Source organism: Pseudomonas berkeleyensis, from assembly GCF_014109765.1.
GTDB classification, from domain to species: Bacteria; Pseudomonadota; Gammaproteobacteria; order Pseudomonadales; family Pseudomonadaceae; genus Aquipseudomonas; species Aquipseudomonas berkeleyensis.
Genome location: NZ_CP059139.1, coordinates 1,927,684 through 1,941,782, shown reverse-complemented (window position 1 = coordinate 1,941,782; position 14,099 = coordinate 1,927,684). Strand labels below are relative to the sequence as shown.

Genomic DNA, 14,099 nt, shown 5'->3' with positions numbered 1-14,099 from the left:
GAAAGGCTCACCATTGGCGCGAGGAAGCAAAATCGAAAAAGGCCCGGCGCCGGGCCTTTTATCTTTGATCCACTACTGCCTTCACTCCGTCATAGACTCGCTCACAGGTGAGGCCTGCAGCTCGGGCACGGTCAGCTGCTTCTGCCATTGCACGCCCTTCTGACTCCATCTCACCAAGCACCCGGACGAACACTGCGGCGGCGCCTTCCCTTGCCGTGCGCTCGCCGGCAGTTCCGGCATTACAGGTAGCGAGCTGAGTGGCCAAGCTGCTGGCTTGCTTGCGCAACCCGTCAGCAGCAGCCCCAGCATCAGCAGCACGACGCCGCAGCCCTTCAAGTTGGTCATGACCCTTTTGCCCCTCTGCGTCTGCGACGCTCTGTTGTTGCCGCTCGACGACGCGAACGACGGTGACGGCCTCGACCTGGCCCTGGGCAATCCCCTCGCCCAGCCGCCAGCCGTTGACCTTCCAGCCCCCCAGGAAGCCGAGCGCCGCAACGATGCCCAGCACCATCGAGCGTTCTGCTAGTGCGGCGATCATGTCGCCACCTCTTCCAGTGCCTGCGCATACAGCGCAGCCCAGGTGCGTCGATGTGGTTTACCGGGGCGCCAGGTGCGTATGTACAAATCCCATGCAGCAGCCACCTCACCGAGCGCCGGTAGCGGCCGAGGATCTGACCACAGCAACAGTCGGGCGAAGCCAGCCGCAAGCACATCGTCATGCTCCAGGGCGGCATATACCGCATCCTCGGTTGCCGGCACCCCGCGCGCCTCGCAGAGCACTCGGGCATGCCCCGCAGTGGCGGTGTGGCGCAGCACACCACGCACGCCACCACCCTTCTCGAACTGCCAGAAGCCACGAGCAGGCCCGCCGATCTGGCGACGGTGAGTGAAGCGGGATTCCTGCAGGCCGTTGGCCAACAGCGAGACAACAGCAGCCTTGCTGCCCATGGCAGGCGGCAGCAGCGCAAGCGCAGGCGTGATCGCCTGATCACGGATTTCAGATAGAGTCATATTTTCTCCAGGCACAAAAAAGCCCGCACTGAGCGGGCTGGTTGGGTATGGTCTACCCTGCTAGTTCACAAACCCAGCAGGGAGGCGTTATGGGACTTGTCGTTGCGCGCAAGGTTGATGAAGTGGTCGAGCTGTACGTAAAACCCGGCACCGATCCAGAGGAACTGGCAGCAGCGCTAAGCGCTGGCATTGCCATCCGCATTCACAGCGTCCAGGGAATACGCGGCGAGCAGCCCAGGGCCTGGCTCGATATCGAGGCCCCCGAACAGATCGGAGTCGTCCGACAAGAACTGCGGCAGCCTGGGGCAGAGCCCGCCTCCTCACGCCCGGTTATACGTCTACGTCGAAATGCGGCAGATCCGGCGCAGGGCCAGTGATCACACCGTCCGCAATGTAGGCCTTGCTGTTCACCGGCACGTCGACACCGCGAACGGTGACGCGCGTGCCAGTGCGCAATTCCGCCTCGCTCGTGCCGGCCGACGTGTTGATGCTGCGCACGGTGGCCACGGTGCGCACGCCACCAGGCAGCAGGCCGATGAAGCGCTTCCAGGGATTGATCGTTGCCATCAGTGGTGCCGCTCCAGTTTGATCTGTTGACGCACGCGCACAGCTCCGGTGCCTTCGGCGCTGATGTCCACGCCCAGGCACAGGCCGACCCAAGGGCCAGCCTCCTCGGGCACCCGGTACAGGTGCGCCGGCAGGATCAGTCCGACGCCGTGGTCATCGCTGAACGGGAACAGCGGAATGGTCACGCTGACAATCTCGATGTTGCCGCCCTTGCTCAGCTCGTGCGTGCCGCGCGCCTGGTTGGCAGGTTGGTCAGTCAGCCAGTCGTCGAACACGTCGGGCGTTGGGTTGTCGCCGGCAGTGCCGGCGCGACGCACGAGCATCGAGCAGCCGACCGAGGTGCCCGAGGTGTAGCAGGCATTCCACGCCGGCTGCGGCGTCCACTCGCCGCCCAGGTCGGTCATCATCGCGGGCGGGATGATGCGCTCGATGGGCGCGTCTACCTGGCCCCACTCCCACGGCGGCGCCGGGTAGCGCGGCACGATGTCGATGTGATCGCTATCGCGAGACGGCAGCACAACGGCGCCCACCGTCTCGGCCAGCCGGGCGATGACCTGAATAGCCGTCTGGCTCTGGTAGCTCAGCGAGCCGGCCGGGAAAGTCCAGTCAGTTGCCTGCCAGTCGAGCGTAAACCCGGTGAACTGCAGTTCGCCTTCTGCCGCCTGCGCGGCATTGATCGGCGCCGAGTTCAGCGCACTGCGCAACGGCGCATAGGGCGCCGCCAGCAGCTGGCCACGGGTTGCCCCGGTGATGGTGTAGGCCTCGGTCGGAAACTGCAGCTTTCGGCTATAGCGCTCGACCAGCACGACCCACTTCCACCCGTTGATATCCAGCTCCAGCTCGCCGGCACCTCCGGCATCTGGCTGCACCAGCTCCAGGGCGGCGCGAGTGAAAATGTCCGCACTGAACGACCAGCTGAACGAATCGGCGTCGAGCCCTATCTTGATGTTCTTCGCCTCGATAGGCGTGCGGCTCGGCAACGCCACGAGGTTGACGGTATTCGCAATCATGTAGGTATCCAGAATGGTCGGATCTGGCGGCGGCTCCGGCAGCGGTTTGACCGGACCGGGATAGTCGACATACGGCAGCTCAGTCAGTCGCCCGTCGAGCACCCGCGCCTTGCCCCACGGCAGCCATGCCCGTTGGTTGAGTCGGCGCGCGGACTCCCAGCGCAGCGCCTGGCCGCCCGTGTCGGTCGGCTGGATCGGCGGGCGCTCAGGCTCATAGCGGAAGTCGAAGAACACCAGCGGCGACGACGGCGGCGTGTAGCGCTGGCCACTGAACGAGAACGACAGCGCTGAGCTGCCGGGCACGTACAGACTGGCCTCAACCGCTGCAGCAGCATCGAAGCGCGGGCCGTGCTCGTTCGAGCGCCTGGCCCGCCCACGCACAAACGCATCCTTTGCCGCTGGCTTCGGGTTGTAGATCAGCCGGAGGCGCACATCGAGCGGCCGTAGCCGATTGCCCCAGCTACCGCGCAGGCCCATATCACAGACCGGCACCCACCCCCAGGGCATGCCCCAGGGCGCGGCAGTTGCTGGAGCCGCTGCACCCCAGCCATGCAAGCATGCAGCATCGAGCGCCGGCACAGCGCCCCACTCTGCCCGCGAGCGGATCTGCTGCGCGATGGCCTGCCCCCAACCTGCCCGGGCCTGCAGGTCGCTTGCCAGCAGGGCGTTCCACGGCACGCTATCAGGCGCGCGATCAGCGGGCACAGCGCGAGACCAGCGCCCCCCTACCCTTGCGTTAATCATCGACCAGCTCCACCGGGAAAGGCCCGTGCGCAAGCGGGCGGTAGTAACGACGGGCGACCGCCCGGCCGGTGCCCAGCTCGCGCGAGTCCTCAACTGTGATTGGCCACCAATCGGGCTCGGTCGGCGGCAGCGTGCCGGCTTCGGTGATCTCGTACAGCACACCCGCGAACACGCTCGGACGGATGCGCTGGCCGACCGCGACGACAAGGCCCGGCGAGAACGCAACGCCGTAGTCATCGACAGCCACGGCGAACACGCGCCCGCCGGTCACGGCAAGGTCGATGCTGGCCAGGCCGTCCGCATCGGTCTGGCCGCGCCCGGCGATGCGCCACTCGCCAGTAGCCGGTCGCTCGATCACAACAACCTCACGCACGGCCGGCAGACGGTCGACTCGCACGCTGGCGTCAACCAATGCCGGGTCTGTCACGTCGCCCCCGCTGCCGCTGGTGATGTTCAGCGTGAACACCCCACCCAGCGACAGGTCGAGATATTGCGTGATCGCAAGGCGCGGCGTTGCATCGTCGATGGCCACCACCGCCCACTCGCCCCGGTCGACCAGCAGCTGGATGGGAATGCTGACCTCGCGAGTGAATTCGCCATCGACCGTCGGCTCGCCAATATCCAGCTGGCTGCCGGTATCCCAACCGCGGACGACGCGAACACGCTTCACAGATGCCGTGACCTGGCCGTCGCGAAGCAACCGGAAGCGCACCGAACGACGCCCAATCTCAGGCTGCAGCTGTGCCGCCGCAGGAACAACGCTAGTTGTTATTGGCATTGTTAGTTACCAGAGAGCAGGGTTATCCGATATGACGCAGCGGCGGCCCTGGTTAGTTTGTGACATGGGAACTAAGTACGAGTACCCGTCCGCCATTAGTGACGGAGTCATGATATGAGTGGCCCGCACAGGACTTACATCTTGAATCAGCGCACGGTAAATAATGTCCCCTCTGGAGTGTCCAGACATTACATCGAGAAAGCCGCCGCGCAAGTTGCCCGCATACTTGCTGGCACATGCCCATTCGATAGGACACATGTTCATTACGTCTTTGTAAAAGACGGTGGCACCAGTTGAGGGAGAAATAGAGAAAAGACTTACCACCTGCGTGGTAGCTGGGGCACCCCCCGTGTCAATCAACAACCCCGTGTGAGGATTCCGCAGGGTAGTTATAGCCTGATGATCAAAGTAGGGCGCCGTAATAGCGTTTACTGCGCTGGTGAGTTGGCCACCCACCGCAATGAAACTTCCCTGAGAATCATCGCCGACATAAAAGCAATTGTTCCAAGTCCCAACGGCAAGACTCTGGTCGAGGACGTTGGTATTAGTAAAGTTTCCATAAGGGTTGCAGTGGTGCATAAACCAGAAACTTCGGTCATCCGCGAGCAACGTCCATAGCGCCGTATTTGCGTACTGAAACTGATAGGTAGAACCACAGTAATGCGGCACTGAGTTGCCCGCCGCAGTGCCAGTTACCACCCCCTCCCCTTGCGGCACACCATTCACAATCCCCGTGTAGGTGTTGTGCAGGTATATCCGGTAAAACTGGTCTCCCGAGAAGTTGGTTGGGGACATGAACAAGTAGAAGGACGAGAACGTCACGTAGCTACCCGAGGCATTGCGCAGGGTGATCGTTCGATCACCCTCCTGGATCAATGCCCAGCCCGCTGCTGGCTTCGCACTTCCGCCAGAGCCGTACCCATTCACGAGCACGGCTATCAGAATCTGCTTGAGGCAGCCAAACCGGCGAATATCGACGGCCCCCGCTGATGCCGGAATATCCAGCACAGGAGCGCCGGCGTCGGTGCTCTGATAAAACCTGGCCATCAGTCCGCATCCCCCCTCACTTGCAGTTCAAACTGATCATCGTCAACGGTGCCCTGCCCGCTGATCACGGTGCGGATGCACCACAGCGGCCCGAGCGCCGAGTCCGTGTTGAAGCGCACGGCGTTCCCCGCAGCCCAGCCACTACCCCAGCCCTGCCAGCGAATCAGAAAGAACGGCTCGCCCGTCAGTGGGTTGACCGGTGAGCAGTCCGTCGTGATGTTGCCGGTGGCGATCACGCCCAGCTGCTGCTCGACGACCTGAAACGCGGTCGAGCTGGTGAACACCAACGCCCAGCGCCCATCGACAGCACCACGGTTGGTGATGATCGGCGGATAAGCCAGGCTGTTGTATTGCGCTGTCGTCGTGTTGCCGACGGGCAGATCCGTCCAGTTCGGCGCACCCGTGCTCCACGTTTGCTGCGTGAACCACGTATGCACACGAGCCTGCAGGTCGCCCCAAGTCACGGCGCTGGAGACGTAGGCCTCCCCGGCCGGCAGATCCCACGGCAGCGGCGCGCTGAATGCCAGTTCGCCCGTGATCTGCACTTCGGTGCACATGGTCATGTGCTCGACGCGATCAAGAATCACCAGCGGCAGCGTCAGCGGTTCGCCCGCCTCGTTCTGCAGCACCAGCGGGTTCGCCCAGGTCACGGCGCCGGCCTCGCGGTCGACGCTGTACGAGGACGCGCGTAGCTCTACGCCGTTCGCATCCACCACCAGGATCTCGGCTTGCTCGCCACGGTCGAGCGTCACGGTGCCGCCAGCGCTCGGGCTGGGCACGTTGGTCTCGGCGGTGTGGTGAATCACAAGCACGTCGCCGGGTCGGTAGATCGGCACGCGGCCATCTGCCGGCAGGCGCACCGGGTCGAGACCCAGCAGCCCGGCATCCAGCGGCAGCTGGGTTTGCACGACCGCGTTATAGCGCGTCAGCAGCGGGATCACCGGCACGTCGCTCGCGCCCGTGTCGTCATCCGGGTCAGTCGTGAACACCAGCCTGACGATGCCCGTGGCGATATCGACAGTGCCGCGAATGATCGGGTGAGTGAACTCGCCGTTGAGGTTCGCCGAGGCCGTGATGATCTCAGCTGTGTCCGTGCGCACCGCCGTTACCTGGGTGCTGGCCGCACGCAGCGGCGCACCAGGCGTGCGGAAGGTCGCCGCCGTCACGCTGAAGCCGGTCGCCGCTGTCAGGCATGCCAGTATGCTCACTGCCCCCGAGGCATTGCCGCCGTAGCTGTTGAGCACAGCCGAGCCGTTGGCATAGTTCACCGTCCCGACCGCTACGCCGCCGTTGGTGCTGGTGGCGATGTCGCGGAACAGGATGCCCGAGCGGTCGGTGTAGATCGCGCCGTTCCAGCTGAACAGCAGCGAGCCCGGCACGATGGCCTCGGCTACGCCCGGCAACAGCTCGAACGTGATCGGCGGCTGGGCCTGGCTGTAGGTGCGCTCTGTGCTGATCACACCAGCCGCCTGAGCCTTCGCCGACAACGTGCCGCCGAACTGCTCGCGTAGCTCGACGTTGGTAGTCACCAGTACCGGCTCGGTCTGCCGGCCGCTGTCGAAATTGCGTTTGCTGCGATTGCTGTAGGTGTACTCGGTGTAGTTGTACAGCCGCGCAACCTGCAGCGTGCAGGCACCGGTCGTGTAGTTGATGCTGCCACTGATGCCGCCCTGCCAGCCGCCGCTGCCGTTGTCGCTGGCCGAGCGCGCGACATCGCGCTGGCCATCGTAGACGGGCAGCGCGTTGCCACTCTCGATCACGTCCCAGTTGATCGCCGGGGCGGCCTGCCGTTGGGTGGTCAGCCAGTCGATCCGCACGCTGCCCGGCTTGAGCGGGGCGCCCGGAATGGTGAACGAGGCCATGCCGCTGCCGTCGCTGCTGACGCTGAGCGGCGTATCAGTGACCGAACCTTGCTCATAGCTGTAGCTGATGCCGGCGCTGGGCGTTGCCGCCAGCAGCAACACGCCCTCGCCCGAGGCATACGAAATCGTGCCGGTGCCACCCGTGCCTGACAGGTTGCCGTGACCGTCATCGCTCAACGTGCGCGCCGTACCGGCGGTATAACTGATCGCCACCGAGCCCGGCATGATGCCGGTGTGCGGCAGAGTGAATCGAACCTCCAGTTTCGGCACGATGCTGCCGCCCGTGCGTTGGGTGATCGCGTTGTCGGCCGAGCTGATATAGCTGAACACCAGCGAGCTGCCCACGTCCGGCAATGCGCTCAGGGTCAACGACACCGAGCCGGTTGCGAACGAGATTGTGCCAGCCCCCGGGCCGGTCAGCAGGCCGTCGCCCAGGTCGCGCAGCTCGTACCAGCGACCCAGTGCCATGAACGACACCGACAGTGTGCCTGGGCGCGGAATCGCGTCGCTCAGGTTCAGCGTGTACACATAGCCGCGATTGCCCAGCGTCACTTCCACCTCACCAGTCACGGTGTCACCGGTTGCGGCAGCGCCAGGCTGGTAGGTCGCCGACGCGGTGCCCGTCCAGCTCGTGCCGGATCGAGTCAGAGTGATTTCGCCGGTCTGATAATCGACGGTGCCAGCAGTGATCCAGTTGCTGCCGGACACGTAGCGCACGCCGCCCTTACGGTCATCGCCGAACACGCCGCCGTTGGCAGTGAGCGTCAGCGTCCCGGGTGCACAGCCGGTGCCGAGGAACGTGCGCGACTCCCCGACCGTGCTGCTCGCAGCAACACTCAGCGAGATAGTCCGGGCCGGGCCGGCGGGCAGATACAGCTGTCGCTGATAGCCGGCCAGCAGATCAACCAGGGCGCTCTCTTTCGTGGTGCTCGGCACGAGCTGGCTGTAAACGGACTGCACACGCAGGCTCAGCGCGCCCTGTGCAACAGCCTCGGCCAGCGGGCTGATACCGAAGTAACGGGCAGCGTCGGCAACCTGAGTCGACAGCACGCGCGCCTTCGGCAACTGGTCGAGCGAGTTCGACGTGGTGCCGGCCGGCGTGACCTGGCCACCGGGGAAAGACGACAGCAGCGGAGCACTGATCGACAGATCCAGACGGCGGCGGTCGAAGTTCACGAAGTTGCCGGCGGTGTATTCCCACGTGAAGGTTTCCATCCGGCTGCTGACATCCGTCACCCGCACGTATTGCGACGTGGTGGCGGTGGTGAGCTGGAACACCTCGCCGATTTCGGGGATGCGTTGTTCCTCGCGCTGCACACCAGCGATGGCGCGCTGCCCCTGCAGCTGTGTGCCCAGCAATTCGAAGGTGGCTGGCGACGCCGGGGTCACGTAGCTCTCGATGGCGTTGCGGGCATTCGCGCGAACGTCGGTCTGGCTGCCAGTGTTGAACAGCAGCACGCTGACGCGCGGATCTGCCGGGCGCTGAGTGACGATGCCGTGCGCACCCAGGTAGCGGTCATCGTTGGTGGTCATCACGCCCGCGAACAGCTTGCGCAGGCTGATGCGCCCGGTGGTGCGGTCGAGCCGGCTGATGTCGGGGAACACGTTGTTGACTTCGCCAGACACCACGGCAACGCCAGTGGCACGGCCGCCGCCGTCACTCTCGTCGGTCAGGCGCTGGCTTTTCAGCAGCTTCACATCGTCTTTGTTGATCGCCACGTCACTTTTCTCCGGGCATAAAAAAGCCCCGCATGGGCGGGGCTGCTGTCAGGGTGCAGGTTCTGGGTCGGGTGAAGGTGGCGGCGCCACGGTGATCAGGCGCAGGGTGAGCTGATAGAGCCAGTCAGGCCCCGGCGCGACGGTGCGGTGCACCGGAACCGCCTGCACAACAGGGCCGGCGACGCGGTTCCACGTCACGTAGTGCTGATCGCCGGTCGGCAACGTGAGCAGGTGTACAGCACCCGGCGCGCCGGCCATCGCCTCCAGCGCTCGAACGGTGGCCAGAGGGAACCAGGCACCGCCATTGCTCGCCAAGGTGATCGGGCGACCGTAAAGCTTGACGCCCTCCTGCACGATCAGCGCCCCGGTCAGCGAGCGCTCCTGCTCTTGCTCGATGGCGTTCCAGTCCCATTCGTCCACCCACTCCATCTGCTCGCCGCCAAGCTTCGGATCGGCAGCAAGGTCGAGGCTATCCAGAGTCAGCTGCATTACACGCTCCTCAAACCGGCTTGCTCCAGCACGGTCAACAGCTTGGCTTCGTCAGCATCAGACGAGACGCCAACATTCACTGCCCCACGCCCCGGCACCTCCAGCCGGATGACCTTGCTGGGTGCCGGCGCCGGCTGCTGAGTGGCAGCGGGCTGCGTCGCCTGCTGGGCTTCCATGCGTTTCTTCTGTTCCTCGGCCTGACGCTGCTGTGCGCTTTCGCTCTCGATCTGCCGCAGCAGGCCAAGGGCACGCGCGGCATTGGCCACCGCTTGGGTATCGCCGCCCGCCTGCGCCTCGGCCAGCTGCGCCTGCAGCTCGCGCTGGCGGGCAGCGAAGCGGCGCCGCTCGATGTCGTCTTGCCGGCCTTGCAACCCATCCAGCTCGTCCTGCAGGCTCTCCAGCGTGCTGCGGGTCGAGTCGCCCATCTGCTTCATGCGCTGGGTCGCGGCGTCGATTGCTGACTCCAGCCCACTCAGGTCGGAATCATCGAGCAGGCCCAGCGTAGACTTCATGCCCTGAGCGGCCTTGACGAAACGCTGTGCACTGATGGCGCCGCGCTCATAGCTGTGCATGAGCGATTGCAGCGAGGCCTTCTGAGCCAGGAACGCTTCCTGAGTTTTCAGGCTATCGCGCTGGGTTTCGAGCGCCCAACGACCAAGGCCGCTCAGCGGGCGTGACAGGCCAGCCTGCACGTCGGCAATCGCCTTGCCTACCTGCTCCAAACTGCGCCGGGTGTCCTCCAGACTGCTGGTGTCGATGGCCGGCGCCGCAGTGCTGATGCCCCGCAGTGCGTCGAACGCCTCCAGCGCGGCCCGACTCAAGCCGGCCGCGCCCTCGCGAGCACGAGTGATGACCCCTGTAAAGAAGCCCTCCAGCGCCCCCATATCTTGCTTGGCATCGCTGGACTCCTTGCGGCGCTGCTCCATCGCGGCGCCGCCCGCCTTGCGCTCGGCCTCCATACGCTTGCCGCTTTCGCGGCGCAGTTGCTCAGAGGTGACGATGGCCTGCTGGTCGGACTTGTTCTTATCGTCCTGGGCTTTCTTGCTGCCCTGCAGGGCTTGGGTCAGCTCCTTTTGACGGGCGTTGAGTTTGGTCAGTTCGGCGTTGTACTGAGCCGCCGTCACCTGGCCGGTGCTGTATAGCGCCTGCAACGCCGTGCGGATGGCGGCGATATCGCGATCCGTCTTGGCATCGCTGATGGCGCGTTGGACGTCGGCCAGGGACTTGAGGCTTTCAGCCGCAATGCCAACGTCACCGGCCATGCTCTTGGCAGCGCCACCCAGGGCGGCCAAGCGGCGATTCAACTCGACCGAGCTGGCCGAGTATTCCTGCTGGCTGATGTCGCCACGCTTATACGCGGCATACATCTCATCGCCGACCTGGCGCAGTTGCGCGACCGTCTTGGCCGCACTGATCTGATCCAGGGCGCCCTGCATCGAGGTGACAGCCTGGCGCACGAAGTCGGCCTGGCTGACGCTCTCAAGGCTGATGGTCTCAGTCTGCTCTTTCGCCTTGGCCTTGACGTGCTCGGTGGTCGTGTCCCAGGCGTCGACGATCTGCTGATAGTCGGTCTTGGCCTGCTCGGCATAACCCTGGCTCAGCTCGCCGAGGAAGTTGTACAGACCATCGGCCTTGGCGCGCAGATCGCTGTTGCCGAACATCTCGGCAATCTGGCCAATCGCAAGCCCCAGCCGGCCAACTGTCTGCTGTACTGCCAGCACCAGGGCAGCGCCGGCCGCGTTCACGGTGCCGGCGAAGCCGTTCCACACCGTGGTCAACGTGGCAGCGACAACGCGCGCCGCCTGCACCGTGCTCTCGATAGCCGGGCCAATCTGCTCGGCAGCTCGGGCAGCACGCGCGGCGAGCCCTTCGAAATCGACCGTGGCCAGCTTCTCGACATACTGCGACAGCGCCTCAGAGCCGGACACGAACGCATCCGACAGGCTCTGCGCGAGGCGATCAAGTCGGCCGTCGTTGGCCATGGCGTCCAGACCGTCGCTCACCTCCACAAGCTTGCGCTGGATATAGTCAAACGCGCCCGAGTTGGCGACACGGCTAGTGAAGTCGCCGATACGATCCGTGATCCCCTTCCAGAGGCCAGCCGCCGTATTCAAGCGCGCTGCAGCTGCTGCACCACCGTAGGCTTCGGTGAGCATGTCCATGATGATGGACTGCGCTTCGGCCATCCGGCCGGTCGCTTCCAACTGCTTGAGTAGGCGTTGCTGGCCAGCCTCCAGGGTGAAGCCCTGCCGACTAAGCGCGGCCATGGCCTTGGACGGCGACTGCAGCGCACGGCCAACGATCTCAGCCGATGCCTCGGCACTGATGCCAAGCCGCTGCTGCTGATCAATCGCGATCTGCAGGGCACGCGGGAACTCGTTCGCTGCCACGTCCGTATATGACAGCAAACGCGCCTGAGCCGACTGAACCTGCTCGGCAGTGAGCATCGAGCTGGCTTCCATGGCATCGGCCATGTCCAGCAGCTGCTGCGTGGTGAACTCGGCTTGCCGCCCCGTGGACGCCAGCGTGGCCTCCAGCTGGGCCAGAGCCTGCTGCTTGTCGGAGCCCTCCATCGCAATGGCTCGAATGCCATCACGCACCAAGTTGAGCCCTGACCTAACAAGCCCCATGGCAGCATTGAGCGAGACGTAAGCAGCCGCGAATGCCACCACCTGGCGCACACCGCTGGCCATCGCCCCCTTGGCGGCGTCGATGCGGTCAGCGTGTTCCTTGGCCGTGTCGGCGGCCTTCTTTTCCTCGACGCGCTTTTCGCGGATCGCCTCGCGGTTGGCGGCCAGCGCCCGCTTGCCATCGTCCAGCTCGCCGGTCAGCCGCTTCTCTTCGGCCACCACGTTGTCAGTATCCACCCCCAGCTTTTTCAGCTCGCTGGTGGTGTTCTTGATAGCCTGCTGGTTGCGCTTGTAGGCGCGCTCGGCCTCCTCCAGCGTCTGCCGCGCCTCACGCAAGGCGATACGCTGGCCAGCCGTGGCCGTGGCGTTGTCGCCGATCTCGCGGGTCAGGTCATCCAGAGTCGCGCGGGCGTCGGCCTGGCTGCGCGCCAAGCCTTCGGTGGCCTGCTGGTTGTCGCGCAGGGTGCGAGCCAGGCCACGGGCGCGGCCCACATCATCCATGCTCGCCTTGAGCCGGCGCCCTTCCTCGGTCAGCTCGCGCATCGACTCGGTGGCCGGCGCTACATCGCCGCTCAGGAAGTTACGGGCGCGCAGGGTGAGCTGGATCAGGCGATCACGAACGGACATCACTTTTCTCCAGGCAATAAAAAACCCGCCGAAGCGGGTTTCTGTAGATCAGGGGCCGGCTAGAACTGCTCCAGCCTGCCATCAGCATAGAGAACCTTTTTGACCTCAAACGAGATCTTGAGATTCTCCTGCGGCTCATTTCTGAAGCGCTGGTGTCGATCAAGGAACTGGTTGTAGTCGATACCACCCGACCACACCAACGGCGCCCCCTTGGCGACTAGCTCATTCACGGCCATGTTAATGCGGATAATCTCGTTGCCTAGCAGATCGGTAACGAGAATAACGCCATCAAAGGCCCGGATATCAGCAGGGCTTCGGTTGGTGAAAACAAAATCGGTTGTGATCTGGCTTTGGCCATACTCACCCTCAACGAACCCCTTGCGGACGAGCTGAGCCGTTATAGGGGCATCTTTCGGCGCGGCTTTCGGCGCCGAAGCCGGAGGCTTCGGCTTGTTCGCATCAGCGGCAGGCTTGGAGTCGCCCCCAAAAAGAGACCCGAGCCCAGCAAGGGACTCAGCCATGGCGCTGCGGATCTCGTACTTGACGTGCTCACGACCGGCGAAATAGCCGACGATCAGCCCCACGACTAGCGCGGCGATCCACTTGACTGCTGGGTTGGAATTGGCCCACTGCGCGAAGGTAACCTTGAGAGCTGGGGCCGGGATCGCAGCTGCGGCCATAGCTGGCTGGGCAGCAACCTTGGAATAGTAAACGCCGCAGCTAGGGCAGCAGTCAGGGCTTTGCTGCATCTCAGCCATCGTCGGCTCATAGTGACATTTTGGACATTGCATCGGGCTCCCTCCCACAGGGTCAGTGTGAGCTGGAATCTAGCACAGAGAAAACCATCGCGACCCGGTGCAATCGTTTGCACCGGACAACAAAAAGCCTCGCGTTGGCGAGGCTTTCGGGACAGCGATCAGTCTTTACTTCTGCTTCGGCTCTTGCTTCCCCTGACTCTTTCCGTAGAAGAAACCACCAAATGCGCCAATTGAAACACCAATGATCAATTTGGCCATATCCATGACCAAATCCTTGGCGTCCGCCCAGATGGCGAAGCCAGAGAAAACCAGAATCATCAGCACAATAGCGCCAATGAACCAGTAACGATGGATCAGGTGATCGTTGTAACGGCCAAAGTGCTCCTTATGAAACTCCCGCTGGGCTTCGATAGCCGCCAAACCAAGGCGCTCATTCGAAGCGATCTTCTCGCGCTCAACTTCTTGATCACCACGCTTAAGATCGTGCTCCTGCTGAGTCACCTCCACCATCTGCTTTAATGCAGCCGTGATTGCTTTCAGCTCGGGCTTATCCCCTGTCGGCGTTACATCCTTCAACCCATCAGAACGGTCAGCGTCATCAGCCGGAATGATTTCTGGTTCGTCACTCAAGGCAAGCAGACCTCATACTGCGGCGTTCGCGTTTCAACCTCAAACACACCGAAGCCTTCCGAACCTATTCTCGGCGGCACGAAACGCACGTTTTTGACCTCATCAGAGTGAGACTCGGTAAATTCCAGATACTGCTCCGGGCTCATCTGACGGACGTGCGTTACCAGCACAGCCTCCAGAACATCACCGTCAAGCATCCAAGATTTCATTGAGCATTCTCCTACTCG

Annotated in this window: 12 protein-coding genes; all 12 read right to left on the bottom strand. The window is 63.7% G+C overall.

Annotation, left to right across the window (positions count from 1 at the left end; all coding sequences use genetic code 11):
- Positions 1–58: 58 nt before the first annotated feature.
- The 12 genes from HS968_RS09105 to HS968_RS09050 all read right to left on the bottom strand — a co-directional run bounded on the left by HS968_RS09105 (position 59) and on the right by HS968_RS09050 (position 14,081).
- On the bottom strand, positions 59–538 hold the full coding sequence (locus tag HS968_RS09105) for a DUF2514 family protein (protein WP_182371050.1): 480 nt from the start codon (positions 536–538) through the stop codon (positions 59–61).
- The gene (locus tag HS968_RS09100) at positions 535–1,011 is read right to left on the bottom strand and encodes a hypothetical protein (protein ID WP_182371049.1); all 477 of its coding nucleotides are present in this window, start codon (positions 1,009–1,011) and stop codon (positions 535–537) included. Before HS968_RS09100 ends, HS968_RS09105 begins: the two co-directional genes overlap by 4 nt.
- Before the next feature lie 330 nt (positions 1,012–1,341).
- Positions 1,342–1,578, bottom strand: coding sequence for a hypothetical protein (locus HS968_RS09095; RefSeq protein ID WP_182371048.1), 237 nt, complete (start codon positions 1,576–1,578; stop codon positions 1,342–1,344).
- On the bottom strand, positions 1,578–3,293 hold the full coding sequence (locus tag HS968_RS09090) for a CBS domain-containing protein (RefSeq protein ID WP_238338925.1): 1,716 nt from the start codon (positions 3,291–3,293) through the stop codon (positions 1,578–1,580). The genes HS968_RS09095 and HS968_RS09090 overlap by 1 nt, the downstream gene beginning before the upstream one ends.
- 31 nt (positions 3,294–3,324) lie before the next feature.
- Positions 3,325–4,044 carry a hypothetical protein gene (locus HS968_RS09085; RefSeq protein WP_182371047.1) on the bottom strand — a complete coding sequence of 240 codons (720 nt, stop codon included), beginning with the start codon at positions 4,042–4,044 and terminating at the stop codon, positions 3,325–3,327.
- Between the two features lie 72 nt (positions 4,045–4,116).
- Entirely contained in the window at positions 4,117–5,157 is a 1,041-nt protein-coding gene (locus HS968_RS09080; RefSeq protein ID WP_182371046.1) for a hypothetical protein, read from the bottom strand.
- Complete coding sequence (locus HS968_RS09075; RefSeq protein WP_182371045.1) at positions 5,157–8,738, bottom strand: hypothetical protein; 3,582 nt, start codon at positions 8,736–8,738, stop codon at positions 5,157–5,159. Before HS968_RS09075 ends, HS968_RS09080 begins: the two co-directional genes overlap by 1 nt.
- A gap of 48 nt (positions 8,739–8,786) precedes the next feature.
- Positions 8,787–9,227, bottom strand: a complete 441-nt coding sequence (locus HS968_RS09070) for a hypothetical protein (protein ID WP_238338924.1) — start codon at positions 9,225–9,227, stop codon at positions 8,787–8,789.
- Positions 9,227–12,484 carry a coiled-coil domain-containing protein gene (locus tag HS968_RS09065; protein WP_182371044.1) on the bottom strand — a complete coding sequence of 1,086 codons (3,258 nt, stop codon included), beginning with the start codon at positions 12,482–12,484 and terminating at the stop codon, positions 9,227–9,229. The genes HS968_RS09070 and HS968_RS09065 overlap by 1 nt, the downstream gene beginning before the upstream one ends.
- A 59-nt stretch (positions 12,485–12,543) precedes the next feature.
- Positions 12,544–13,242 (bottom strand): hypothetical protein, encoded by a 699-nt coding sequence (locus HS968_RS09060; RefSeq protein WP_182371043.1) that lies wholly within the window; start codon positions 13,240–13,242, stop codon positions 12,544–12,546.
- Between the two features lie 165 nt (positions 13,243–13,407).
- On the bottom strand, positions 13,408–13,872 hold the full coding sequence (locus HS968_RS09055; protein WP_182371042.1) for a hypothetical protein: 465 nt from the start codon (positions 13,870–13,872) through the stop codon (positions 13,408–13,410).
- Entirely contained in the window at positions 13,869–14,081 is a 213-nt protein-coding gene (locus tag HS968_RS09050; RefSeq protein ID WP_182371041.1) for a hypothetical protein, read from the bottom strand. The genes HS968_RS09055 and HS968_RS09050 overlap by 4 nt, the downstream gene beginning before the upstream one ends.
- Between the last annotated feature and the right edge of the window lie 18 nt (positions 14,082–14,099).

Bases quoted from the DNA above. Each gene is read 5' to 3' on its own strand.
- HS968_RS09100 (WP_182371049.1), bottom strand. From the start codon at position 1,011: ATGACTCTATCTGAAATCCGTGATCAGGCGATCACGCCTGCGCTTGCG.
- HS968_RS09065 (WP_182371044.1), bottom strand. From the start codon at position 12,484: ATGTCCGTTCGTGATCGCCTGATCCAGCTCACCCTGCGCGCCCGTAAC.
- HS968_RS09105 (WP_182371050.1), bottom strand. From the start codon at position 538: ATGATCGCCGCACTAGCAGAACGCTCGATGGTGCTGGGCATCGTTGCG.
- HS968_RS09080 (WP_182371046.1), bottom strand. From the start codon at position 5,157: ATGGCCAGGTTTTATCAGAGCACCGACGCCGGCGCTCCTGTGCTGGAT.
- HS968_RS09070 (WP_238338924.1), bottom strand. From the start codon at position 9,227: ATGCAGCTGACTCTGGATAGCCTCGACCTTGCTGCCGATCCGAAGCTT.
- HS968_RS09050 (WP_182371041.1), bottom strand. From the start codon at position 14,081: ATGAAATCTTGGATGCTTGACGGTGATGTTCTGGAGGCTGTGCTGGTA.
- HS968_RS09095 (WP_182371048.1), bottom strand. From the start codon at position 1,578: ATGGCAACGATCAATCCCTGGAAGCGCTTCATCGGCCTGCTGCCTGGT.
- HS968_RS09060 (WP_182371043.1), bottom strand. From the start codon at position 13,242: ATGGCTGAGATGCAGCAAAGCCCTGACTGCTGCCCTAGCTGCGGCGTT.